Source organism: Methylobacterium dankookense (genome assembly GCF_902141855.1).
Lineage (GTDB): Bacteria > Pseudomonadota > Alphaproteobacteria > Rhizobiales > Beijerinckiaceae > Methylobacterium > Methylobacterium dankookense.
Genome location: NZ_CABFVH010000034.1, coordinates 40,171 through 59,247 on the forward strand (window position 1 = coordinate 40,171; position 19,077 = coordinate 59,247).

At 71.3% G+C, this 19,077-nt stretch carries 17 protein-coding genes; 4 read left to right on the plus strand and 13 right to left on the minus strand.

The features are described from left to right. Positions 1–54: 54 nt before the first annotated feature. The 7 genes from MTDSW087_RS21045 to MTDSW087_RS21075 form a co-directional block, all read right to left on the minus strand. On the minus strand, positions 55–1,344 hold the full coding sequence (locus tag MTDSW087_RS21045) for an ABC transporter ATP-binding protein (protein ID WP_063110943.1): 1,290 nt from the start codon (positions 1,342–1,344) through the stop codon (positions 55–57). 265 nt (positions 1,345–1,609) lie between these two features. Then, positions 1,610–2,428 (minus strand): nucleotidyltransferase domain-containing protein, encoded by an 819-nt coding sequence (locus MTDSW087_RS21050; RefSeq protein WP_012454435.1) that lies wholly within the window; start codon positions 2,426–2,428, stop codon positions 1,610–1,612. A 134-nt stretch (positions 2,429–2,562) separates the two neighbouring features. Further along, the gene (locus MTDSW087_RS21055) at positions 2,563–4,923 is read right to left on the minus strand and encodes a heavy metal translocating P-type ATPase (protein WP_144766846.1); all 2,361 of its coding nucleotides are present in this window, start codon (positions 4,921–4,923) and stop codon (positions 2,563–2,565) included. A gap of 106 nt (positions 4,924–5,029) precedes the next feature. Beyond that, positions 5,030–5,563 carry a lytic transglycosylase domain-containing protein gene (locus MTDSW087_RS21060; protein WP_238178658.1) on the minus strand — a complete coding sequence of 178 codons (534 nt, stop codon included), beginning with the start codon at positions 5,561–5,563 and terminating at the stop codon, positions 5,030–5,032. Between the two features lie 388 nt (positions 5,564–5,951). Continuing rightward, a complete protein-coding gene (locus tag MTDSW087_RS21065; protein WP_144766857.1) occupies positions 5,952–6,284 on the minus strand; it encodes a hypothetical protein in 333 nt (110 codons plus the stop codon). Positions 6,285–6,463: 179 nt separating this feature from the next. After that, positions 6,464–6,931, minus strand: a complete 468-nt coding sequence (locus tag MTDSW087_RS21070; protein WP_144766848.1) for a hypothetical protein — start codon at positions 6,929–6,931, stop codon at positions 6,464–6,466. 232 nt (positions 6,932–7,163) lie between these two features. Continuing rightward, on the minus strand, positions 7,164–7,997 hold the full coding sequence (locus MTDSW087_RS21075; RefSeq protein WP_238178660.1) for an outer membrane protein: 834 nt from the start codon (positions 7,995–7,997) through the stop codon (positions 7,164–7,166). Between the two features lie 350 nt (positions 7,998–8,347). Between MTDSW087_RS21075 and MTDSW087_RS21080 the strand changes: the two genes are divergently transcribed. Both MTDSW087_RS21080 and MTDSW087_RS21085 read left to right on the plus strand, forming a co-directional pair. Then, positions 8,348–8,653, plus strand: a complete 306-nt coding sequence (locus MTDSW087_RS21080; protein ID WP_144766849.1) for a hypothetical protein — start codon at positions 8,348–8,350, stop codon at positions 8,651–8,653. Between the two features lie 279 nt (positions 8,654–8,932). Continuing rightward, on the plus strand, positions 8,933–10,492 hold the full coding sequence (locus MTDSW087_RS21085; RefSeq protein WP_144766850.1) for an HNH endonuclease signature motif containing protein: 1,560 nt from the start codon (positions 8,933–8,935) through the stop codon (positions 10,490–10,492). 556 nt (positions 10,493–11,048) lie between these two features. On the opposite strand, the gene MTDSW087_RS21090 is transcribed toward MTDSW087_RS21085, so the two are convergent. From MTDSW087_RS21090 to MTDSW087_RS21115, 6 genes are all read right to left on the minus strand, one after another. Further along, a complete protein-coding gene (locus tag MTDSW087_RS21090) occupies positions 11,049–11,519 on the minus strand; it encodes a DUF411 domain-containing protein (RefSeq protein ID WP_063111103.1) in 471 nt (156 codons plus the stop codon). A 50-nt stretch (positions 11,520–11,569) separates the two neighbouring features. Beyond that, entirely contained in the window at positions 11,570–14,734 is a 3,165-nt protein-coding gene (locus MTDSW087_RS21095; protein ID WP_144766851.1) for an efflux RND transporter permease subunit, read from the minus strand. Then, positions 14,731–16,260 carry an efflux RND transporter periplasmic adaptor subunit gene (locus MTDSW087_RS21100; protein ID WP_144766852.1) on the minus strand — a complete coding sequence of 510 codons (1,530 nt, stop codon included), beginning with the start codon at positions 16,258–16,260 and terminating at the stop codon, positions 14,731–14,733. Before MTDSW087_RS21100 ends, MTDSW087_RS21095 begins: the two co-directional genes overlap by 4 nt. Next, entirely contained in the window at positions 16,260–16,808 is a 549-nt protein-coding gene (locus tag MTDSW087_RS21105; RefSeq protein ID WP_144766853.1) for a FixH family protein, read from the minus strand. Before MTDSW087_RS21105 ends, MTDSW087_RS21100 begins: the two co-directional genes overlap by 1 nt. 237 nt (positions 16,809–17,045) lie before the next feature. Continuing rightward, complete coding sequence (locus MTDSW087_RS21110) at positions 17,046–17,447, minus strand: hypothetical protein (protein WP_144766854.1); 402 nt, start codon at positions 17,445–17,447, stop codon at positions 17,046–17,048. 135 nt (positions 17,448–17,582) lie between these two features. Beyond that, a complete protein-coding gene (locus MTDSW087_RS21115) occupies positions 17,583–17,867 on the minus strand; it encodes a hypothetical protein (protein ID WP_144766855.1) in 285 nt (94 codons plus the stop codon). A gap of 220 nt (positions 17,868–18,087) precedes the next feature. Between MTDSW087_RS21115 and MTDSW087_RS21120 the strand changes: the two genes are divergently transcribed. Together MTDSW087_RS21120 and MTDSW087_RS30940 are read left to right on the plus strand one after the other, a co-directional pair. Then, positions 18,088–18,480, plus strand: coding sequence for a hypothetical protein (locus MTDSW087_RS21120; protein ID WP_144766856.1), 393 nt, complete (start codon positions 18,088–18,090; stop codon positions 18,478–18,480). Continuing rightward, positions 18,477–19,001 carry a DUF6036 family nucleotidyltransferase gene (locus tag MTDSW087_RS30940; RefSeq protein WP_238178662.1) on the plus strand — a complete coding sequence of 175 codons (525 nt, stop codon included), beginning with the start codon at positions 18,477–18,479 and terminating at the stop codon, positions 18,999–19,001. The genes MTDSW087_RS21120 and MTDSW087_RS30940 overlap by 4 nt, the downstream gene beginning before the upstream one ends. Positions 19,002–19,077: the final 76 nt, after the last annotated feature.

Below are 19,077 nucleotides of genomic sequence, written 5' to 3' on the forward strand. Positions count from 1 at the left end.
CGGGCGGGGCCGGACGCCTCCTCCCGGCGAGGCTCCGGCGCTTCCCGGCTCCGCTCAGGCCGCTCGAACGGTCTGGTCGCGCACCGGCCTCTCAGTCGCGCGTTGCTCTTGCCCGGCCGGCCCGAGGGCCTTGGTGACCTCCTCGAAGCGTGCGCGCGCGTCGGACCAGTCCTGGGCGAAGTCGAACAGCTCGCGCATGGCCGGGGCGATCTCCTTGTAGGCGGCCAGGGCGGCGACGAGCGCGCCGAGCGAGAGCCGCCCCTGCACGACGAGGTAGCCGCCGATCGAGAAGAAGAAGAACGGGGTGAGGTTCGCGGTGTAGTTGTAAAGGCCCTTGAGGCGACCCTTCAGGTCGTTGATTTCGATGCGCACCCGCTCAAGGCCCCGGGCTTGGCGCATCTGCCGGCCCAGGCCGGAGGGCTCGCACGCTTCGCCGCCGGCCGGCCGCGCGACCACGGGAGCGGTGAGCAGCGCCCCCAGCTCACGGGTGGCATGCACCCTTTGCCGGACCTTCGCATTCAACCGCCCCTGCAACCGCGGCAGGATCGTCAGCTGGACCGGCAGCATGATCAGGGCCGCGAGGGCCAGGGCGGCGTTCTGCAGGAGGAGGAAGACGATGCTGGTCACGAGCGTGCCGCCCTGGACGAGCGGCACCACCACGAGGCTGCCGCCGAAGTAGCCGATGGGCTCGACCTCCTGGACGGCGACGGCGGCCAGCGTGGCCCGCCGTTCGGCGGAGCGCTCGCCGCGCGCGCGCCGGACGATGGCGAGGCGGAGGCGGCGCACGAGGCGCTCGTTCACGCGCCCGCGGACCCGATTGACCGCGTACTTGGCGAGGCCGCTGAGCGTGAGCACCGCCAGGTAGCTGGCGCACAGCGCGAACAGCAGCTCGACGCGGCCCAGATGGAGGCCGAGGAAGGCCATCTTCGGGTGACCGTCGCCCGCGTCATCGGCAAGGGCGTGGTTGATGATGTGCTTGGGGATCTCAAGGAGGAGCCAGGCCGCCGGCAGCGTCAGGACGGAGAGGAGCACGAGACGGACCTGCAGCCGCGACGTCGCACGCACGACGTATGCCTCCAGCGGCACCGCGCCGGTCTCACGGGAACCTGGCCGCCCCGCGGCGCCCGTGGACGCGGCGGACGAGGGCACCGCTCTCCCCTTGCGGACACGATCCCGTCGGGCGGCGGCCCAGCGCAGGCCCGACCGGGCCGCGAGCCAAGCGGTCCAGGCAGGCGCCACGACGAGGACCACCACGGTGACGAGGTCGATCCACCAGTGGGCGTGGGCGTGGTCGAGGCCCAACGTCCAGTGGATGAGGTCGTGGATGATCGGCGGGGTGAGCAACGGGTACTCCTGGCGACGGACTCTGGCTTCTATGCGGGCAGGGGACAGGGCCAACCGGGCAATCTGCTCCCCTCCGATGGCCCCGGCGGCCTTCACCCCCACGGGCCCCTGATCGCGCGCGGCGGGGCGAGGCCCGACACGGGACCAAAGGCCCTTTACCGGCCTCTTCGAGCGCTCGGCGCAAGGTCCAGGTTCGGAAGGGCGATGGCGGCCTTACGCGGGAGCCCGGCGGTGGCGGCTCCCGGGTGCCGCAGGCCGGGCGCCCTCAGCCAGGCGGCGGACCGCCCCCATCGGTTCCCGACGCGCGCGCGTCGTCGGCGACGGCGCGGACGAAGGCCAACGCGTCGCGGCGGCGCTCGCCGGGCGTTTCGTAGAGGCAGGCCGCCGCGGGCTCCCTGCGGATGCGCAGGGCCTCGTCGATGACGCGATGCCACTCCGGCGGGAAGGTGATCAAGCCGTACAAGCCGGCGTCGCTCTTCGAGGGCACGACCCTTGTCGCGAGGATGTAGTGGAGCCGGCACATGCCGAGGACGGCCCGTTCGACCCCGTCCGCCGCGAGGAGCGTCGCCTCGTCCGCCGTGTCGGTTCCGAGCCATCGGCCCCGGCATTCATCGACGCCGGCGAGGGCCCACCGTTCCAGGTGGGCCGCTCCGCGCCAGAGCCCGGTGCCCGCGCAGAGCGGACCGCGAACGGTGACCGCGCTGGTCCCCAGGACGCTCCAGGTGAGCGGATGCCGGTCGTGGCATCCGGACGCGAAGAACCGTCCCCGCTGGACGCAGGGGCCGTCCGGGATGCCGACGGGGCCGTCCCGCAGGTCGTCCCAGGTCAGGTAGATGCCGTCGAGCGCCGGGGTCGGTCGCTCAAGCGCCAGGCGGGCGTGGGCCTCGGCGAGGGCGACCAGCTCGCCGTTCCCGGGACGAGCCTGCGTCACCGCCACGAAATCCACGTCGCTGAGGGACGGACGGAAATCGCCCATGGCGGCGGAGCCGACGAGGTACAAGGCCTCGACGAAGTCCGGGACGGCGGTATCGACCGCGGCGAGGTGGGCGTCCGCGACGCCGAGTGCGAGCGGGTGCGTGATCATCGTCTCCACGGGCTCATGCAGTTGCTCGGAGGAGCGAGGGGAGCACGTCCCCGGATTCGTCCGCGGGGCTTCCGGCACACGGGTCGGACTGGCCCCTCGGCGGAGGGCGGCGGTGCGCATGTCATGGTCCTGGCTCAGCCGATCCGCGCCGTGCGGAGGCGCAGGGCGTTCCCGATCACGCTCACCGACGAGAGCGCCATGGCGGCCGCCGCGATGACCGGCGAGAGGAGGATGCCGAGGAACGGGTAGAGCAGTCCGGCAGCGACCGGCACGCCCAGCGCGTTGTAGATGAAGGCGAAGAACAGGTTCTGGCGGATGTTGCGCATCGTTGCCCGGGACAGGCGCCGGGCCCTGACGATGCCGACCAGGTCCCCGCGAAGCAGCGTCACGCCCGCGCTCTCGATGGCCACGTCGGTGCCGCCGCCCATCGCGATCCCGACGTCCGCGGCAGCGAGGGCCGGGGCGTCGTTGACCCCGTCACCAGCCATCGCCACGACCGCGCCCTGGCCCTGGAGCGTCCTGACCACCTCCGCCTTCCTGTCGGGAAGGATCTCGGCCTCGACCTCGTCGATGCCCAGCGACTTGGCGACGAACTCGGCCGTCGTCCGGCTGTCGCCGGTCAACATGACGATGCGCAAGCCTTCCCCCCGCAGCCTTCGCAGGGCCTCGAACGTGCTCGTCTTGACGGGGTCTTGGATGGCGATGACGCCGGCCGGCTTCCCGCCCACGGCGACGAGGACCGCCGTCGCGCCCCGGCTCCGCACCTCCTCGGCCCGCGCCTGGAGGAGCGTCACGTCCGTCCCCTGCTCCTCCAGGAAACGCCCGTTGCCGATGGCCACGCGCCGTCCCTCGACCGTGCCGAGCGCCCCCTTGCCGGTCGGTGCCTCGAAGTCGGACGCCACGGCGCCCGGGATGACCCGCGCTTCCGCGGCCCGGACGATGGCGAGGGCCAGGGGATGCTCGCTCGCGCGTTCGACCGCCGCGGCGAGGCGCAGCACGTCGGCGTCCGTGAAACCGGGGGCCGGGAGCACGGCGGTGACCTTGGGCTTGCCCTCGGTCAGGGTCCCCGTCTTGTCGATGACGAGCGTGTCGACCTTCTCCAACCGCTCCAGGGCCTCGGCGCTCTTGACCAGGACCCCGTCCTGGGCGCCGCGGCCGACCCCGACCATGATCGACATCGGCGTCGCCAGGCCGAGGGCGCAGGGGCAGGCGATGATGAGGACCGCCACGGCCGCGAGCAGGGCGTAGGTGAAGCGTGGCTCCGGCCCGAAGGCCATCCAGGCAACGAAGGCGAGGGCGGCGACGGAGATGACCACGGGGACGAACCAGGCCGCCGCATCGTCCACCAGGCGCTGGACCGCCGCGCGCGAGCGCTGGGCCTCGGCGACCATCGCGACGATGCGGGCCAGGGTGGTCTCGGCCCCGACACGCGTCGCGCGCATCACGAAGCCCCCGGTCGTGTTCAGGCTCCCGCCAACCACGAGGGAGCCGGGTTCCTTCGCGACGGGGATGGGCTCGCCGCTGATCATCGCCTCGTCCACGGCCGAGCGCCCCTCGACGACCTCGCCGTCGACCGGCACCTTCTCGCCGGGCCGGACGCGCAAGCGGTCCCCGACAGTTACCGCCGAGACGAGCACCTCCTCGTCAGCCCCTCCCGTCCCGAGACGCAGGGCCTTCTGCGGGGCGAGGTCGAGCAGCGCCCGGATCGCGCCCGAGGTGCGCTCGCGGGCCCCGAGTTCCAGCACCTGCCCGAGCAGCACCAGGACGGTGATGACCGCCGCGGCCTCGAAGTAGGCCGGCACCGCCCCGTCGTGGCCGCGCAGGCCTTCGGGGAAGAGCCCCGGCGCCACGGTCGCGGCGACGCTGTAGAGGTAGGCCGCGCCGGTCCCGAGGGCGATGAGGGTGAACATGTTGAGGCGGCGGTTCACCAGCGACTGCCAGCCCCGCTCGAAGAACGGCCAACCCGCCCAGAGGACGACGGGCGAGGCGAGCAGCAACTGGACCCAGTTCGAGGTTTGCAGGCCGAGGCGGTCGACGAGGCCCGTCAGATGTCCCCCCATCTCCAGGGCGAAGACGGGGAGGGTCAGGACGAGGCCGATCCAGAAGCGGCGGCTCATGTCCTTGAGCTCGGCGTTCTCGACCGGGCCGCTCGTCGGCGTGAGCGGCTCCAGCGCCATCCCGCAGATCGGGCAGCTGCCTGGTCGGTCGCGGCGGATCTCCGGGTGCATGGGGCAGGTGTAGACCGTGCCGGCAAGGGCTTCCGGCGGCCCTTTGTCAGCCGTCAGGTACCGTGCCGGCTCGGCCACGAACTTCGCGCGGCATCCCGCCGAGCAGAAGTGGTAGGTCGCGTGGTCGTGCTCGGCGTGGTGGGACGTGGCCGCCGGATCGACCCGCATTCCGCAAACGGGGTCCGTCGCGGCTTCCCCGGCCGCGTAGGCCGCGCCGTGGCCGCGGCGGTGCCCGTGGGCATGATGCACGTGGTGACCGTGGTCCATGGGTTCAGACCTCCATGCGGCCGCCGCCGGCGGGGCGGACACGCGGCTTGACGGCGGGCGGGACGGGGCTGGGGCGGACGTTCAAGTGGCTTGCTCCGACAGGTTCTCAGCCGCCGCCCATGATGCGGTCGATGCGCGCCCCGATGCCGCGGACACGGGCCGCATGCTCGGCCCACAAGCGCCGCGCGATTGCCGAACGGGGATCCCGTTCCGTGAGGCGTGCGGCGGGAATCCCTCGGACGCCTCCCTGGAAGGAGTGTAAGGCGGCCCCGGCGAGCGAAGCGTCGGCCGCGGCGAGGCGGACCCGCACCCGCTGGCAGTAGGTGGCGGAGCGCGGGCTCATCCGCTCCTCGCCATGGCCGGCCCTGTACTTCATCAGCGTGCGGCAAAGATCGCCCTGCGCGAGCTTCCAAGCTTGTGCGAGGTAGGCCACGCCGAAGCGGATGTTGGTCGCGGGATCGAGGAGGGCCCCGGCGGGACCCGTGTGACCGAGCATGGCCGCGGTTGTCGGCCGGACCTGCATCAGTCCGAGCTCGCCGACCCCACCGACCGCGCCGGCATCGTACCCGCTCTCCACGTACGCGACGGCATCGGCGATGGCCGGGGGCAATCCGCGCGTTTCGGCCTCGCGCGCGAGCATCCGCCGGTAGCCGGTCTGACCCGACGCCGCCTGAGCCGCATCGCCCGAGGACGAAGGCGCGGCGGGGGCGGACGCGCCCGCGGGTCCGTCCCCGGCAGCGACGGCCGGGGATGAAAGGAGCGGTGCCGCGCACAGCACGAGGAGCAGCCGGAGTCGAGGACGTACGAGCGCTCCCGGCGGCCTTTGCCGCGCGCCGGCGGACGCTCCCTCCGGTGGGGACGCCGCCCTCATCATGGACGGCTGCCTCATCGCGCCTTCCGGAAGCGCGCGACCCCGAAAAGCGGCAGCTCCGTCTCGGCCATCGAGCGCATGCCGGTCGAGGTCATCCGTGAGTTCCCTTTGGGGGTTAGTCCGGGGGCGGGCGGGGTTTGGTTACAGGTGGGTCCCATCACCGCCCTCCCGTGTCGCGCTTGCCGCCCATGCCGGGCATGTTCATGCCGGGCATCCGGGAGTGGTCCATGCCCTCCATGCCCTCCATGCCGCCCGAGCCGGACTTCGGCGTCACCGCGCGGTTGAGCTCGCGCCAGTCCTTGGGATCGACCACGTCGTAGCGCGCCACGCCCGCGGTGACCGCGGAGTAGCGCGGCGCGCGCACGGCGGCGGCGGGATCGGCCGGGGCGACGAGCCAGTGCGGCGCGGCGGTGGGCACGCAGGCCGCCAGCGGCAAGGCCGTGAGCGCCAAGGCCGTGAGCGCCACGGCCGGCCTGAGGGAGGTGAGCATCGCTGTGATCCCGAACGGGGGCTGGCGGCCGCGCTCGGGGGCGCGGACCGGCGGACAGGGAGGGGGGCGCGGGCGCGGCTGCGCCGGCCATGCCGGGCGCGGCCCGCGCAGGCAGGATCCTGGTCAGGGCGCGGCCGGGAGCGGCGTGCGGGCGCGGGCGGGCGCTCGGCCCGCCGCGGTCAGGCGCGCTGCCGGGGCGGCCGCTCGATGCGCAGGGGACGCGGCTGGGCGACGCCGTCCTCCTGGGCCAGGCCGATGGGCTCGGAGGGGCGCACGCTCAGCGCCTCGCCCGACCAGGGCGCGTCGGGCACGGCCGCCTGGCAGGCCAGGGGGCAGCAGGTGGCCGCGCAGCTGACCGGGCGCTTGTGGTGGCCGTGGCCGCCCGGGTGGTGCTGGCCGGCCGAGGCGTGCCGCTGGCAGTCGGCGCCGTCCGCGCCGTCCGCCTGGAGGGCCGCTCCCGCGGGCGCGTCGGCGGAGCCGGCGGCGGCCGCGTGCCGGTGGTGGGCATGCGGGTCGGCGGGGGGCGCGGCCTGGTCGACGGCGGCGTGATCGGCTGCGGCATGGCGCTTCATCGTGCACGGCGCCGCCGGGGCGATGGCCACGGCCATCGCCAGCACGGCGAGCAACACTGCGCGAAGAACTGCCAAGGACCCAGAGACCCTCTCGTACCGGTTCCGATCCTTACACAGGCGGGCAATATCGGCAACGTACCCGTACTTTACTTTTTGTAGAGCGTCCGAAGCTGTTTACCGGCGGTTTCGGGCTACAAGCCAATCGCCTCGGCCGTGCGCCCGCCCTCATCCTGCCCGCGCGGGGGCGGCCGTCGCGGCTCGGGGAGCCCGCCGCCGGCGCGAGCCCCGCGCGGACGGCCACGCGAGCTCAATACCGGCGCACCAGCGGCGCCTGCTCGGTCGGGGCGACCGCGGCCCACGGTGCCCAGCGCAAGCCGAGCTTTACGTCATGCGAATCGACGTTCTTGAAGGTCAGGGCCTCGCAAGACCCGCACTGGCCGGCATAGTTGTAGACCGTGCCGGTCTTTCCGTCGCCGAGATTGAGGTAGCGGTATGCGAGCTCGACCGTGAAGCTCGGGCTCACCTCGTATCCGACACCCGCATGCAACGCCCAAGCAAGGTTCGTCTTCGAGCCTGCTTTCGCGTAGGCGAGGCCCTGGGTGACGACGTTCGTGTCCTTGAAATTGTCGAGCGTGATCCGCACCGCGCCGACGCCGGCGCCCAGGAACGGCGTGAGGCCGTACCAATTCCCGAGATCGACGTAACCGTTGAGGAGCACGGCCAGTTCACGCTTCGACGCGGTGTACTCGTCGGTGCCGTACCCGAGCGGCAGGCTCGCGTCGCGGTAGCGTTCAAGCCCGGTGAACGCGGCGGCGCTGCGATACTCGCCCGTGACGTCGGCCCGGAACCACCGGCCGAAGCGGTAGCCGGCGCCGGCGCCCGCGAGCGGGGCGCCCGCGAAGCCGAGATTGACCTTCTCGATGGTGCCGAGCGCGTCCAGGCTGTTGGAGAGCCGTTCCACGGATTGGTTGCTGAAACCGACGTCGCCGCGGAGGTAGAATCCGGAAACCTCGGCCTCCGGCGCGAGGGTTCCGCGCAGTTCCGGCAACGGCGCGGTCGGCGGCAGGTCGGCCGCGTGCGACGGCGCCACGAACGTCGCGCAGACCAGGCCGCAGCCGAGCAGCCCGAGCGTTCCCGCCATGCGATCCATTCCACCCATCGTCCGGTCCCTCGCCCGCAGCCCTCTTCTCCGAACCCTCCCACGGCGTGGTTGATGTTCCCTTAACGTACCCCGGGGGAGTAACGGCAGACAGGCTGCTGGCATCAACGGCGGGAGCTCAGGTCATTCACGGATGGGGGCGTGCGTGCAAGTCTTGAAGACCTGCTCACGCGCGTCCGGATCGGCTCGAAACTCCACTCGATCCGGAGACTTCGCGGTCCGGCCACGTCGATTACCCCCTGGGGGTGTGCAACCGTTTCCGGTCGCTTGTGCGTTCCCCCCTCCCGGACGGGGGATCTCAACTGCAGGAAACGAGCGGGAGGGGATGCGTGATGTTCAAACGAGTTCTCTACGTCTCCGCAATCGCCCTGGTCTTGGCCCCGACCGGAACAGGTGCGGTGGGCTTCCGCATGACACCGCCGCCCTCCGGCGCGGCGTTCGACAACGGGTCGAGCCCCGGCCTCGCGCCGGCCGGCAGGACACTCCGGGTACACTACCGCCCGGTCTTTCTCGGTTGCGTTTACTCCTATCACGAGTGCGAGCATCTCGCCCACGAGCGCGGCTTCTACAACCACTTCACGCGTCATGATCACGGCACGTGTCACCATGGCCCATCGTATGCCTGCTTCGGCCGGTAGAAGCCGAGGCAGCGCTCGTTTTCATCGCGGGACGGGTGCGTACGCAGACCACTTCATCGGCGGCACCTCCGTCCGGGCGTCCCATGCCGTTCGGCCTGAACCTACATCGGGCAAGCCGGTCCGGGCGCGTCGTTGCCGGGCGACGCCGGTAAGTCTAGAAGGGCCCGCCCGGCCCGAGCCGGTGGGCCGAGGTGCGGCCGCCGCGTCGTGTCCCTCGGCTGGCGGCCGTCCCCGGCCGGTAGGCCAAAGACGGTGACAACGGACGCTTGAGCCCCCTGGATGGCGAGCAACACCAAGCCCGAAGGCAAAGGGAAGCTGTCCGAGGTCGAAGCGGCGATCCGCCTTCGGATGTCGCCGGAACTCCTCGAATACTTCACGCGATACGGCGCCAAGGCCGGCATCCGGCGCAAGCTCGCGTGCGAGACCGCGAACGGGCTGCGTTGGTACGAGGAAGCCGAGCTCGCCGCCTTCGACAAGTTCCTGCGGGAACCTTGGCCGGTTACGGAGGGCAAGACGCGTCCGCACATGCCCGACAAGGTTCGCCTGGAGATCAAGCTTGAGGCGAACTGCGGCTGCGCGATCTGCAGCCACGGCGCGAACTGCGAGGCCGCGCACATCGAGCCCGTCGCGCAAACGCTGAGCCATCATCCCGCCGGTCTCGTCTGGCTCTGCCCGAACCACCACACGGACTTCGACAAGGGCGTCTACATGCCCCGCGACGTCGACCTCGCGACCGTGCGGGCCGTGAAGCAGATGCTCGTCAACCGGCGCGTGCGCGGGTGGACCATCGAACGGAACGCCAGCCTTGCCGTCCTGCAACTCGTCCGGCAGGTCGAGGAGATCGGCGGCCTGCTTGCCAACGCGCAGTTCGCCGCGGCCCACGGCGCCGCGGTCGCCCTTGCTGAACAGGACATTGTCGCGCTGGAAGAGACCGCGAGCAGGGCCGCGACCGCGAAGCCAACGGCTGGTCCCGTCGGCCGGTCCTACGGCAAGTTCGCGGCCAAGGTCGCCAGCTCGGCGAAGGGAGCCCGGGCGCTGCCCGAGGCTCGGATACCGACGTTCGCCGCGGCCGTCGTCGAGGCGCGGGACGAGTTCCTGCGGGACGCCTCGATGACCGCCTGCCCGCTCTGCAGGGGTGCGGGCTCGTGGGACGGCTCCGATTGCCCGGCCTGCGGAGGCGAGGGCTACATCGGCACGGCGGAGGCCCGCCGAATCGACGTATCGGCTTACCAAGCGGTGGATTGTCCGGTCTGCGACGGGCTGGGCCAGCGCAACGGGAGCCCATGCACGGCCTGCGGCGGCGAGCGTCGCATGCAGCGTCGCCACGCGGAAGCGGTCGACGCCAGGGACTACCAGGAAGTGCCCTGTCCCGTCTGCGCGGGCGTCGGGCGCCGGCGTGGCGAGGAGTGCCCGGCCTGCGGCGGCGAGAGGTCGATGGAGCGGCACGTCGCCGACAGGATCGACCCAACCACATACGACGAGGTCGATTGCCCTCTCTGCCACGGAAGCGGGCGACGGGACGGCCTCGATTGCCCCGTGTGCCAGGGCGACGGGCGGGTCGAGGCACGGCACGCCGAGCGCGTCGACCTATCGGACTACGCCGAGGTGCCGTGCCGCCTCTGCGGCGGCAGCGGACAGGTCAACGGCTACGACTGCCCACCCTGTGGCGGCGACGGGCGCATGGAGCGGCAACTGGCGGATCGGTACGACTGGTCGCAATATGACTTGGTGGAGTGCCCGAGCTGCAAGGGGACGGGGCAGCGGCACGATTTCGATTGCCGGTCCTGTGGTGGCGAGGGTCAGGTGTACCGGCGGCAGCTCGCTTGGATCGAGGATTAGCGAAGCGACCCTGCCGTTTTCCCCGAGGTCCCAACGCGAGGGCGACCGGCGCTTCGACCGCCCAGTCCCAAGGCCACCGTCACGGCGCGTCGCCCCATTCGGGCGCCCCGGTTCGAACCGGATGTCGGCCGGACCCGCGCCGGCGGTGACGTTGCAGGCCCCTGCATTCAGCCGGAGCGGTGGGTAGGCCCCGGGGCGGAAGGCCGGCACCGCCGCCAGTGCCGCCGCGGCGCCCCAGGCTAACCTGCGTCGAGGTCCCGGGGTCGGTATCGTCACCCCACCCAATCCTCACCCCGACGAGACCGTCGATGTCGCCGGCCTTCGAGGCCCTCGACAGGAACCGCCTCGGCTCCTCCGCCCGTAGCGGACGTCGCCGAAGTGGCACGAGCCGGCCCATCTCTTGCTCTTGTTGACGATGGCGACGGCGATGCACGGGCCGACGCCGCAAGCCACGCCGTCGTCCTCGTCGTCCTCGAAGGTCAAAGCCGCGGCGTTCCGGTCGACCTCGGTCAAGAAGCCCCCCTGCTTGCCCCGGCGGGCGTGCCGCCATGCCCGGCTAGACGGCCTGCCCGCCGCGAAACCGCGCGAAGGTGGTGCGCCCGCCGGGGCCGAACAGCACCACCTCGTAGGTGGCCGGCTCCACCCCTTCGACCTCCATGCCGGGCGAGCCGACCGGCATGCCAGGCACGGCGAGGCCGGTGGCGGACGGCTTCTCCGAGAGCAGCCGCTTGATGGCCGACGCGGGCACGTGCCCCTCGATGACGTAGCCGCCAACCTGGGCCGTGTGGCACGAGGCCAGCTCCCGCGGCACCCCGAGCCTCGCCTTGACCGGGTTCACGGGGGCGTTCACGACCTGGACGCGAAAACCCTCGTCGCGCAGGTGCTTGACCCAGGCCTCGCAGCAACCGCAGCTCGGGTCCTTCGTGGCGACGACCTCCGGTAGATCCTCCGCCCATGCCGCCTGTACGCCGACCGCCGCCAGGCCGAGGACCACGATGCGCCGGGACGGTCGGAATAGTTCGCTCATAGTCGACTCCTGTCTTCTCACGGCCGCCGGGACGGCCTGTCCAGCCACGCTCACTCGGCGGCCCGGGGAAGCCCGGCTTGCACGGCGGCCGACCCTTCCTGCCGAAGCGCCAGCCTCCGTCCCTTCACGAGCCCGTAGATGGCCGGGATCACGACGAGGGTCAGCACGGTCGAGGAGACCATGCCGCCGATCATGGGCACCGCGATCCGCTGCATGATCTCCGACCCCGCGCCGGAGCTCCAGAGGATGGGCAGCAGGCCCGCCATGATGGCGACGACCGTCATCATCTTCGGGCGCACCCGCTCGACCGCCCCGACCATGATGGCTTGGTACAGGTCCGCACGCGTGCTCTCCCGCCCGGCGGCCAGGGCGGCGGCCCGCCGCTCGTCCCAGGCATGGTCGAGGTAGACCAGCATGATCACGCCGGTCTCCGCGGCAACGCCGGCGAGCGCGATGAATCCCACCGCCACCGCGACCGACATGTTGAAGCCCATCCACCACATCAGCCACACCCCGCCGACCAGGGCGAAGGGCAGGGACAGCATGACGATGAGCGTCTCGGTGAGGCGCCGGAAGTTGAGGTAGAGGAGCAGGAAGATGACGAGCAGGGTCACGGGCACCACGATCCTCAGCCTGGCCTCCGCCCGCTCCAGGTACTCGAACTGCCCGCTCCACTGGATGCTCATGCCCTGCGGGAGCTGGACCTCCGTGTTGACCGCGTTCCTGGCCTCGGCGACGTAGCCGCCGAGATCGCGCCCGCTCAGGTCGACGAAGATGTAGACCGCGAGCTGCCCGTTCTCGGTGCGGATCGAGGTCGGCCCCCGGGTCAGCTGGACCTTGGCCACCTCGCCCAGCGGAACCGTGCCGCCGGCCGGCAACGGCACCTGCACTTCGGTGGCGATGGATTGCGGATTTGAACGGAAGGCGCGCGGGTAGCGCACGTTGACGGTGTAGCGCTCGCGGCCCTCGACCGTGTTCGTGACGCTCTCGCCGCCGAGCGCCGTCGCGATGATGTCCTGCACGTCCCCGACCATGAGGCCGTAGCGCCCGAGCGCCTCCCGATCCGGCGTGATGTCGAGGAAGTAGCCGCCGATGACCCGCTCCGCGTAGGCGCTCGACGTGCCCGGCACGTTGCGCACGACCGCCTCGACCTGCCGGGCGACCTTCTCCATCTCGGTCAGGTCGGTGCCGTAGATCTTGATTCCGACCGGCGTGCGGATGCCGGTCGAGAGCATGTCGATGCGGGCCCGGATCGGCTGCGTCCAGGCATTCGACACACCGGGAAACTGCAGGGCCTTGTCCATCTCGGCCTTGAGGCTCGCCAGCGTCACGCCGGGACGCCACTCCGCCTTCGGCTTCAGGGTGATGATGGTCTCGAACATCTCGGTGGGGGCGGGGTCCGTCGCCGTCGAGGCGCGCCCCGCCTTGCCGTAGACGGAGGCCACCTCGGGGAAGGACTTGATGATGCGGTCCTGGGTCGCCAGCAGCTCCCCGGCCTGGGTCACCGAGATGCCCGGCAGGGTCGTGGGCATGTACATCAGGGTGCCCTCGTTCAGGTCCGGCATGAACTCGGAGCCGAGCTGGCGGGCCGGCCAGATGGTCAGGCCGAGCGCCGCCACCGCCAGCAGGATGGTCAGCACCTTGGCCCGGAGCACGACCCTGATGACCGGGCGGTAGACCCAGATCAGGAGGCGGTTCAGCGGGTTGCGGTGCTCGGGGATGATGCGCCCGCGCACGAACAGCACCATGAGGGCCGGCACCAGGGTCACCGACAGGAGCGCGGCCGCCGCCATGGCGAAGGTCTTGGTGAAGGCGAGCGGCCCGAACAGGCGCCCCTCCTGGCTCTCCAGGGTGAAGATCGGCAGGAAGCTTACCGTGATCACCAGGAGGGAGAAGAACAGCGAGGGGCCGACCTCGGCCGCGGCCTCCACCAGGATCTCGACCCGGGGCTTGCCCGGGGGCGCCCGCTCCAGGTGCTTGTGGGCGTTCTCGATCATGACGATGGCGGCGTCGATCATGGCCCCGACCGCGATGGCGATGCCGCCCAGCGACATGATGTTGGCGCCGATCCCGAGGAGATGCATCGCGCCGAGCGCCATCAGGATGCCGACCGGCAGCATCAGGATGGCCACCAGCGCGCTGCGCAGGTGCAGCAGGAACACGATGCAGACGAGCGCCACGATGACGCTCTCCTCGACCAGCGTGTGCTTCAGGGTGTCGATGGCCGCCTCGATCAGCTGCGAGCGGTCGTAGACCGGCAGGATCTCGGTGCCCTTCGGCAGGCTCGCGGCGACCTCGGCCAGGCGCTGCTTGGCGCCCTCGATGACGTTGAGGGCATTGGCGCCGAAGCGCTGCAGGACGATGCCGCCCGCGACCTCGCCCTCGCCGTTCAGCTCGGTGATGCCGCGCCGCTCGTCCGGCCCGAGCTCGACCCGGGCGATGTCCCGCACCCGCAGCGGGGTGCCGGCCTCGGTCTTCAGCACGATGTTCTCGATGTCGGCGACGCTCTTCAGGTAGCCGCGCCCGCGCACCATGAACTCGAATTCGGAGAGCTCGACCGTGCGGCCGCCGACATCCGCGTTGCTCGACCGGATCGCCTCCCGAAGCCTGCTGAGCGGGATGCCCTGGGCGCGCAGGCGGTTCGGGTCGACGACGACGTTGTACTGCTTCACGAAGCCGCCGACGCCCGCGACCTCGGCCACGCCCTCGGCGCGCGAGGCCCCGAAGCGCACCACCCAGTCCTGAAGCGAGCGCAGCTCGGCGAGCGTCTGCTGCTTGGCCACGATGGCGTACTGGTAGACCCAGCCCACGCCCGTCGCGTCGGGCCCGAGCGTCGGCGTCACGCCGGTCGGCAGGCGCTTGCCGGCCGCGCTCAGGTATTCGAGCACGCGCGAGCGGGCCCAGTACGGGTCGGTGCCGTCCTCGAAGATGACGTAGACGAAAGAGACCCCGAAGAAGGAGAAGCCGCGTACCACCTTCGACTTCGGCACCGTCAGCATGGCGGTGGTCAGCGGGTAGGTGACCTGGTCCTCGACGACCTGGGGCGCCTGCCCCGGGTACTCGGTGTAGACGATGGTCTGCACGTCCGAGAGGTCCGGGATGGCGTCGAGCGGCAGGGTGCGCACGCTGTAGAGACCGGCCGCCACCACGAAGACGGTCCCGATCAGCACCAGGACGAGGTTGCGGGCCGACCAGCCGATGAGGCGCGCGATCATTCTGCCTTCTCCTCGGCCTGCGCCCGGGGCTCGGCGGGGGACTTGGGCGCGGCCATGCTCTGCAGCGCCGCCTTCAGGTTGCTCTCGGCGTCTATGAGGAAGTTGGCCGCGGTCACGACTTGCTCGCCGGCCTGCACACCCTCGCGGATCTCGGTGTAGCCCTCGCCGCGGGCGCCGACCTTGACCTCGCGCGGCTCGAAGCGACCCTCGCCCTTGTCCACGAGCACGACCTGGCGCGCGCCCGTGTCGATGACGGCATCGTTCGGGACCGCGACGACGGGCTTCGTCGCCCCGGTCCCGATCTCGACGTCGGCGTACATGTCGGGCAGCAGTACCCCGTCGGGGTTCGGCAACTCGATGCGCACGCGGGTGGTGCGGGTTTGCGTGTTCACCTGTGGGTAGATCAGCCCGACCCTGCCGGTGAAGCTGCGCCCGGGTAGCGAGCGCACGCGCACGCTGACGGGCTGGCCGACCTTGACATTGCCGAGGTCGTACTCGGGCACGTCGGCCAGCACCCACATCACCGAGATGTCGGCGATCCGGAACAGGGTGTCGCCGGCCGCAGCCTTCATGCCCTCGATGGCGGTGCGCTGCAGCACGAGGCCGTCCCGGGGCGCGGACCAGGTGATGGCCATCGGCACCTTCCGGGTCCGCTCCATCTCGTTGATCACCGCCTCCGAGACGTTCAGGTTCTGCAGGCGCCGCCGCGCCCCGTCGAAGCCGGGATTTGCGATGAGCTGGGCGGCGGCCGCGTTGATCTCGGGCGAGTAGACGTGGACCAGGGGCTGGCCCTTCCGCACCCGGTCGCCCGTCGTCACATTCTCGACGTGGTCGACGTAGGCATCCGAGCGTGTCGCCACGACGGTGACGCGCCGCTCGTCGAGCGTGACGGTGCCGGGGACCCGCACCGGTCGGCTGACGACGCGACGTTCGGCCCGCTCGGTGCGCACGCCGGTGCGCTGGACCTTGCCGGGCGAGATCTTGACGGTGTTCCCGTCCTCGGCCTCGCCCTCGTAGACGGGGAGGTAGTCCATCCCCATCGAGTCCTTCTTCGGCACGGGCGAGGTGTCGGGCAGGCCCATCGGGTTCCGGTAGAAGAGGATCTTCCGGCCTCCACCCGGGGGCGCGGCGTAGGTGGCGTTCGCCTCGGTCTCCTTCGCCGCCGCGGGCCGCGGCTCGAAGTCGACATCCTCGCCGACATGCACCGGAAGATAGGCGCGTCCGTCGGGCGTCCTCGCCGGCGCGAGCGCGTAGGCCGCCTTTCCGTCGGGGTCACGGTAGTAGAGCACGGGCGCATCCGCGGCCGCGGCCGGGTTCGCGTCGCGACCGACGAGCAGACCGGAGACCGAGGCTGGGAACCATGCCGGCAGGGGCCATCCCGCCTCGCCGGCCTTCAGCCCGGCGAGGGCGCCGCCGCCGACGGCGAGGGGCAGGAGAACGAGGGCCGCGACCCACGCCTTCGCCTGGCCGCCCGGGTGCGCGCGGTCACGTCGCCGCGCCAGGTGGATCGGTGTCGTCTGGTCCATCACTCGACGGCCCTGAGCACGAGTTGATCTTGGACGGTGCCGGTCTCGCCCGGTACCTTCGCGGCCAGCGAGAGGCGCCAGCGGCCCTCCATCGCCAGGTTGGCCCTGAAGGCGTAGATGCCCGGCTCCGGGCTCGCCTCCGGCTTCATCTTACCCGTCATCGTCGGCATCCCGTCGGGTGCCATGTCGAGGCGGCGGGCGTAGACAAGCGCGTCGGCCACGGGGTTGCCGGCGCGCTTGTCGAGCAGACGCACCCTGAGTGTCGCCTCGCCCGATTTAGTCTCGGGATCCAGGAGCTCGAAGGAATAATCCTTGAGGTCCGGGGGCATGAGTGGCGCGCCCTTGGGCAGCCACGCCGCGACCGGTTCCGGAAGCCGTGCCGCGACCGCGGCGGGAATGACCCATGCGCCGCGCGCGAGCCCGTAACCGGCGCCGGCTCCCGCTAGGGCTGCTACGATGAGGACGAGCCCGAGCAGGAGCCAAGCGCCTCGCCCTGCCGGCCGGTGCTCCTCCTGGTAAGCGTCGAAAAAGTCCTCCCGGCCCGTCATGGCGCCACCCTTAGGACTGAGCGGATGGGGAGACGGGCCGCGCGTGGCCCGGGGCGTGCGGGATGCGCCGGGGCAGGACGCGGCCGCGGGGATGCGGGATGTTGGGTGGACACGGGATTGATCCTGTTCCGGAGCGTCTGGATGCGGGACCCCGACTGTTCGGGCCGCCGCGGCGCGGCGGTGCGCGAAGGCTGCCGTGCATGCTCATGCACGGGGCGGCACCGCTCTCGGGCGTGCTCAGGAACGCGGTTTGGGAGGGGGGGCCTGCGGGGCTGCGGCCAAACTCGGCCGGATATGGTCCTGCCGAACGGGCAGGAGGACCGGGGCGACCGGGCCGCCATCGGCAGGCGGGGAGGGCAGGATCCCCGGCACGATCTTCGCGGCGCAGGCCGCCGCGAAGGGGCAGGCCTTGGTGTCGCGGCAGTCCGGGCCCGAGGGCTCGGGATCGCAACACGGCATGTCGTCGGGCATCGGCGCGACGTGTGGCGTCGTGACGCCGCCTTGCTGAGCGACCATGTCCCGCTGAACGCCGTCGCCCACGAAGGCGCGCGCCTGCGCGGGGGCGACGGACGCCCCGGCGATCAGGCCGAGCACGGCGAGGGCCGTGAGCAGGCGCGCTATGGTGGATCGGATCGACATCCGTTCCCAGGATCCCACTGATCGGGGGCTTTGCCTAGCCCCGGACGCACCGGGCTCGCGACAAGCCCGGCGAATACAAGTTCGCGGGTGCGGGCCCACGGGTTACAGATGCTCCCGCAACGTGCCCGACGTTGATTAGAACGCGGGTCCACCCGAAGTGGTGCCGAGGTTCTGGGCCGCGGCGGGACGCTCGGGGAACTGGGCATTCCCGCGCGTGCTGCTCCTCAGGTCCCGTCCCTGGAGATCACGCCCCTCCCAAACGCGGCCGAGGCTGCCCGTCACCTCGGGCGCGGCTCCCGTCGGGCCTTCCAGGACGCTCCAGCCCGCCGAGGGAACGGCCTCGCCGGTCAGCCTCGGGTGCGCCCAAGCGCCGCTGGTCACGAGGGTGGAGGCCACCAAGGTCGCAAGGATGTACTTCATCGAATACTCCATCGTCGTTCGCGTTTGCCTTCACGGCGCCGCTATCGACGACTTCGGGACGCGCGGACGATGCGTTACAGAGACCGGTGCCGGACCCCATATCCGCGGGGACCGAAGTTCTGTGGAAGTCGAACCGAGCCCCAACTCCGACGTTGTCGGGTCTCCGGGCGTCGGGCATAATGCCCACGGTCCGAAACACGTGTGGCTCCAGAGGCATCCCGTGCGTCCCGAGGTAAACAGGGAAGTCGTGAACGACCGTGCCAAGCTGATGCTCCATCGGCTGGTGGCGCGTCGGCTCGCGCGCGACCCGGGCATCCTCGATAGCGCCAAGATGGCCGTCATGCGGCTTGAGGCGGACTACCCCGAGCGCACCTTCGTCTCCGAGTGGCGCGAGATCCTCGGGCAGCCGCCGGGGACGATCCGGCAACTCCTCACCCGGCGGGACGAGGGCATGCAGCGGCTTCGGCTGTCCTCGCCGTTCCTGGAAGGGGAGGGCGTGTCGTTCGTGCGCGACCCGAACGTCCGGAAGCGGATCTGGCGCCTGGCACGTAAAGGCGCGGCCGCCCAACGCGCGGCGCATGCCGGCCGCCAAGGCTCCTCCGTCCCGGCGTGAGCCGTCCGATTGAGATCCGGACGGTCGCGGACCTGGAGCGCACCGCCCGTTCGCTGGCGTTGCACTTCAAGGCCCGCACCGTGGTGGTCGTCGGCAGCCAGGGCATCCTCGTAGGCTGGCCCGGCGCGCCGGTCACGATGTGCATGTCGCCCGAGATCGACGCCTATCCCGCCAACGCTCGGGCTTGGGAGGCCGCCCAGGACGACGACCTCGCGGAGGCATCCGAAGAGATCTCCGTCATCTTCGGCGAGGGCTCGCACTTCCACACGGCGCACGGTTTCTACATCGACGGCGTCGACGACCGCACCGCCCGCCTGCCGCCCTCGTGGCCCTCGCGCGCGGTGGTGCGGGAGGTGAGAGGCCACGGCGCGGCGACCGTGACGGTGGTGGCCCCCGGCCCGGAGGACCTGATCGTTTCCAAGCTCGCCCGCCTCGCCGACAAGGACAGGGACTACATCGCGGCCTACCATCAGGCTCGGCCTCTCGACCTTGCCGTCATGTCAAACAGCGTTGAACATTGACCCTGGATCGGCGTCGAACTTTGACCCCCTGGATGGGTATGGCGGGACGCCCCTGATCAGCCCGGCGAAGGCGGGT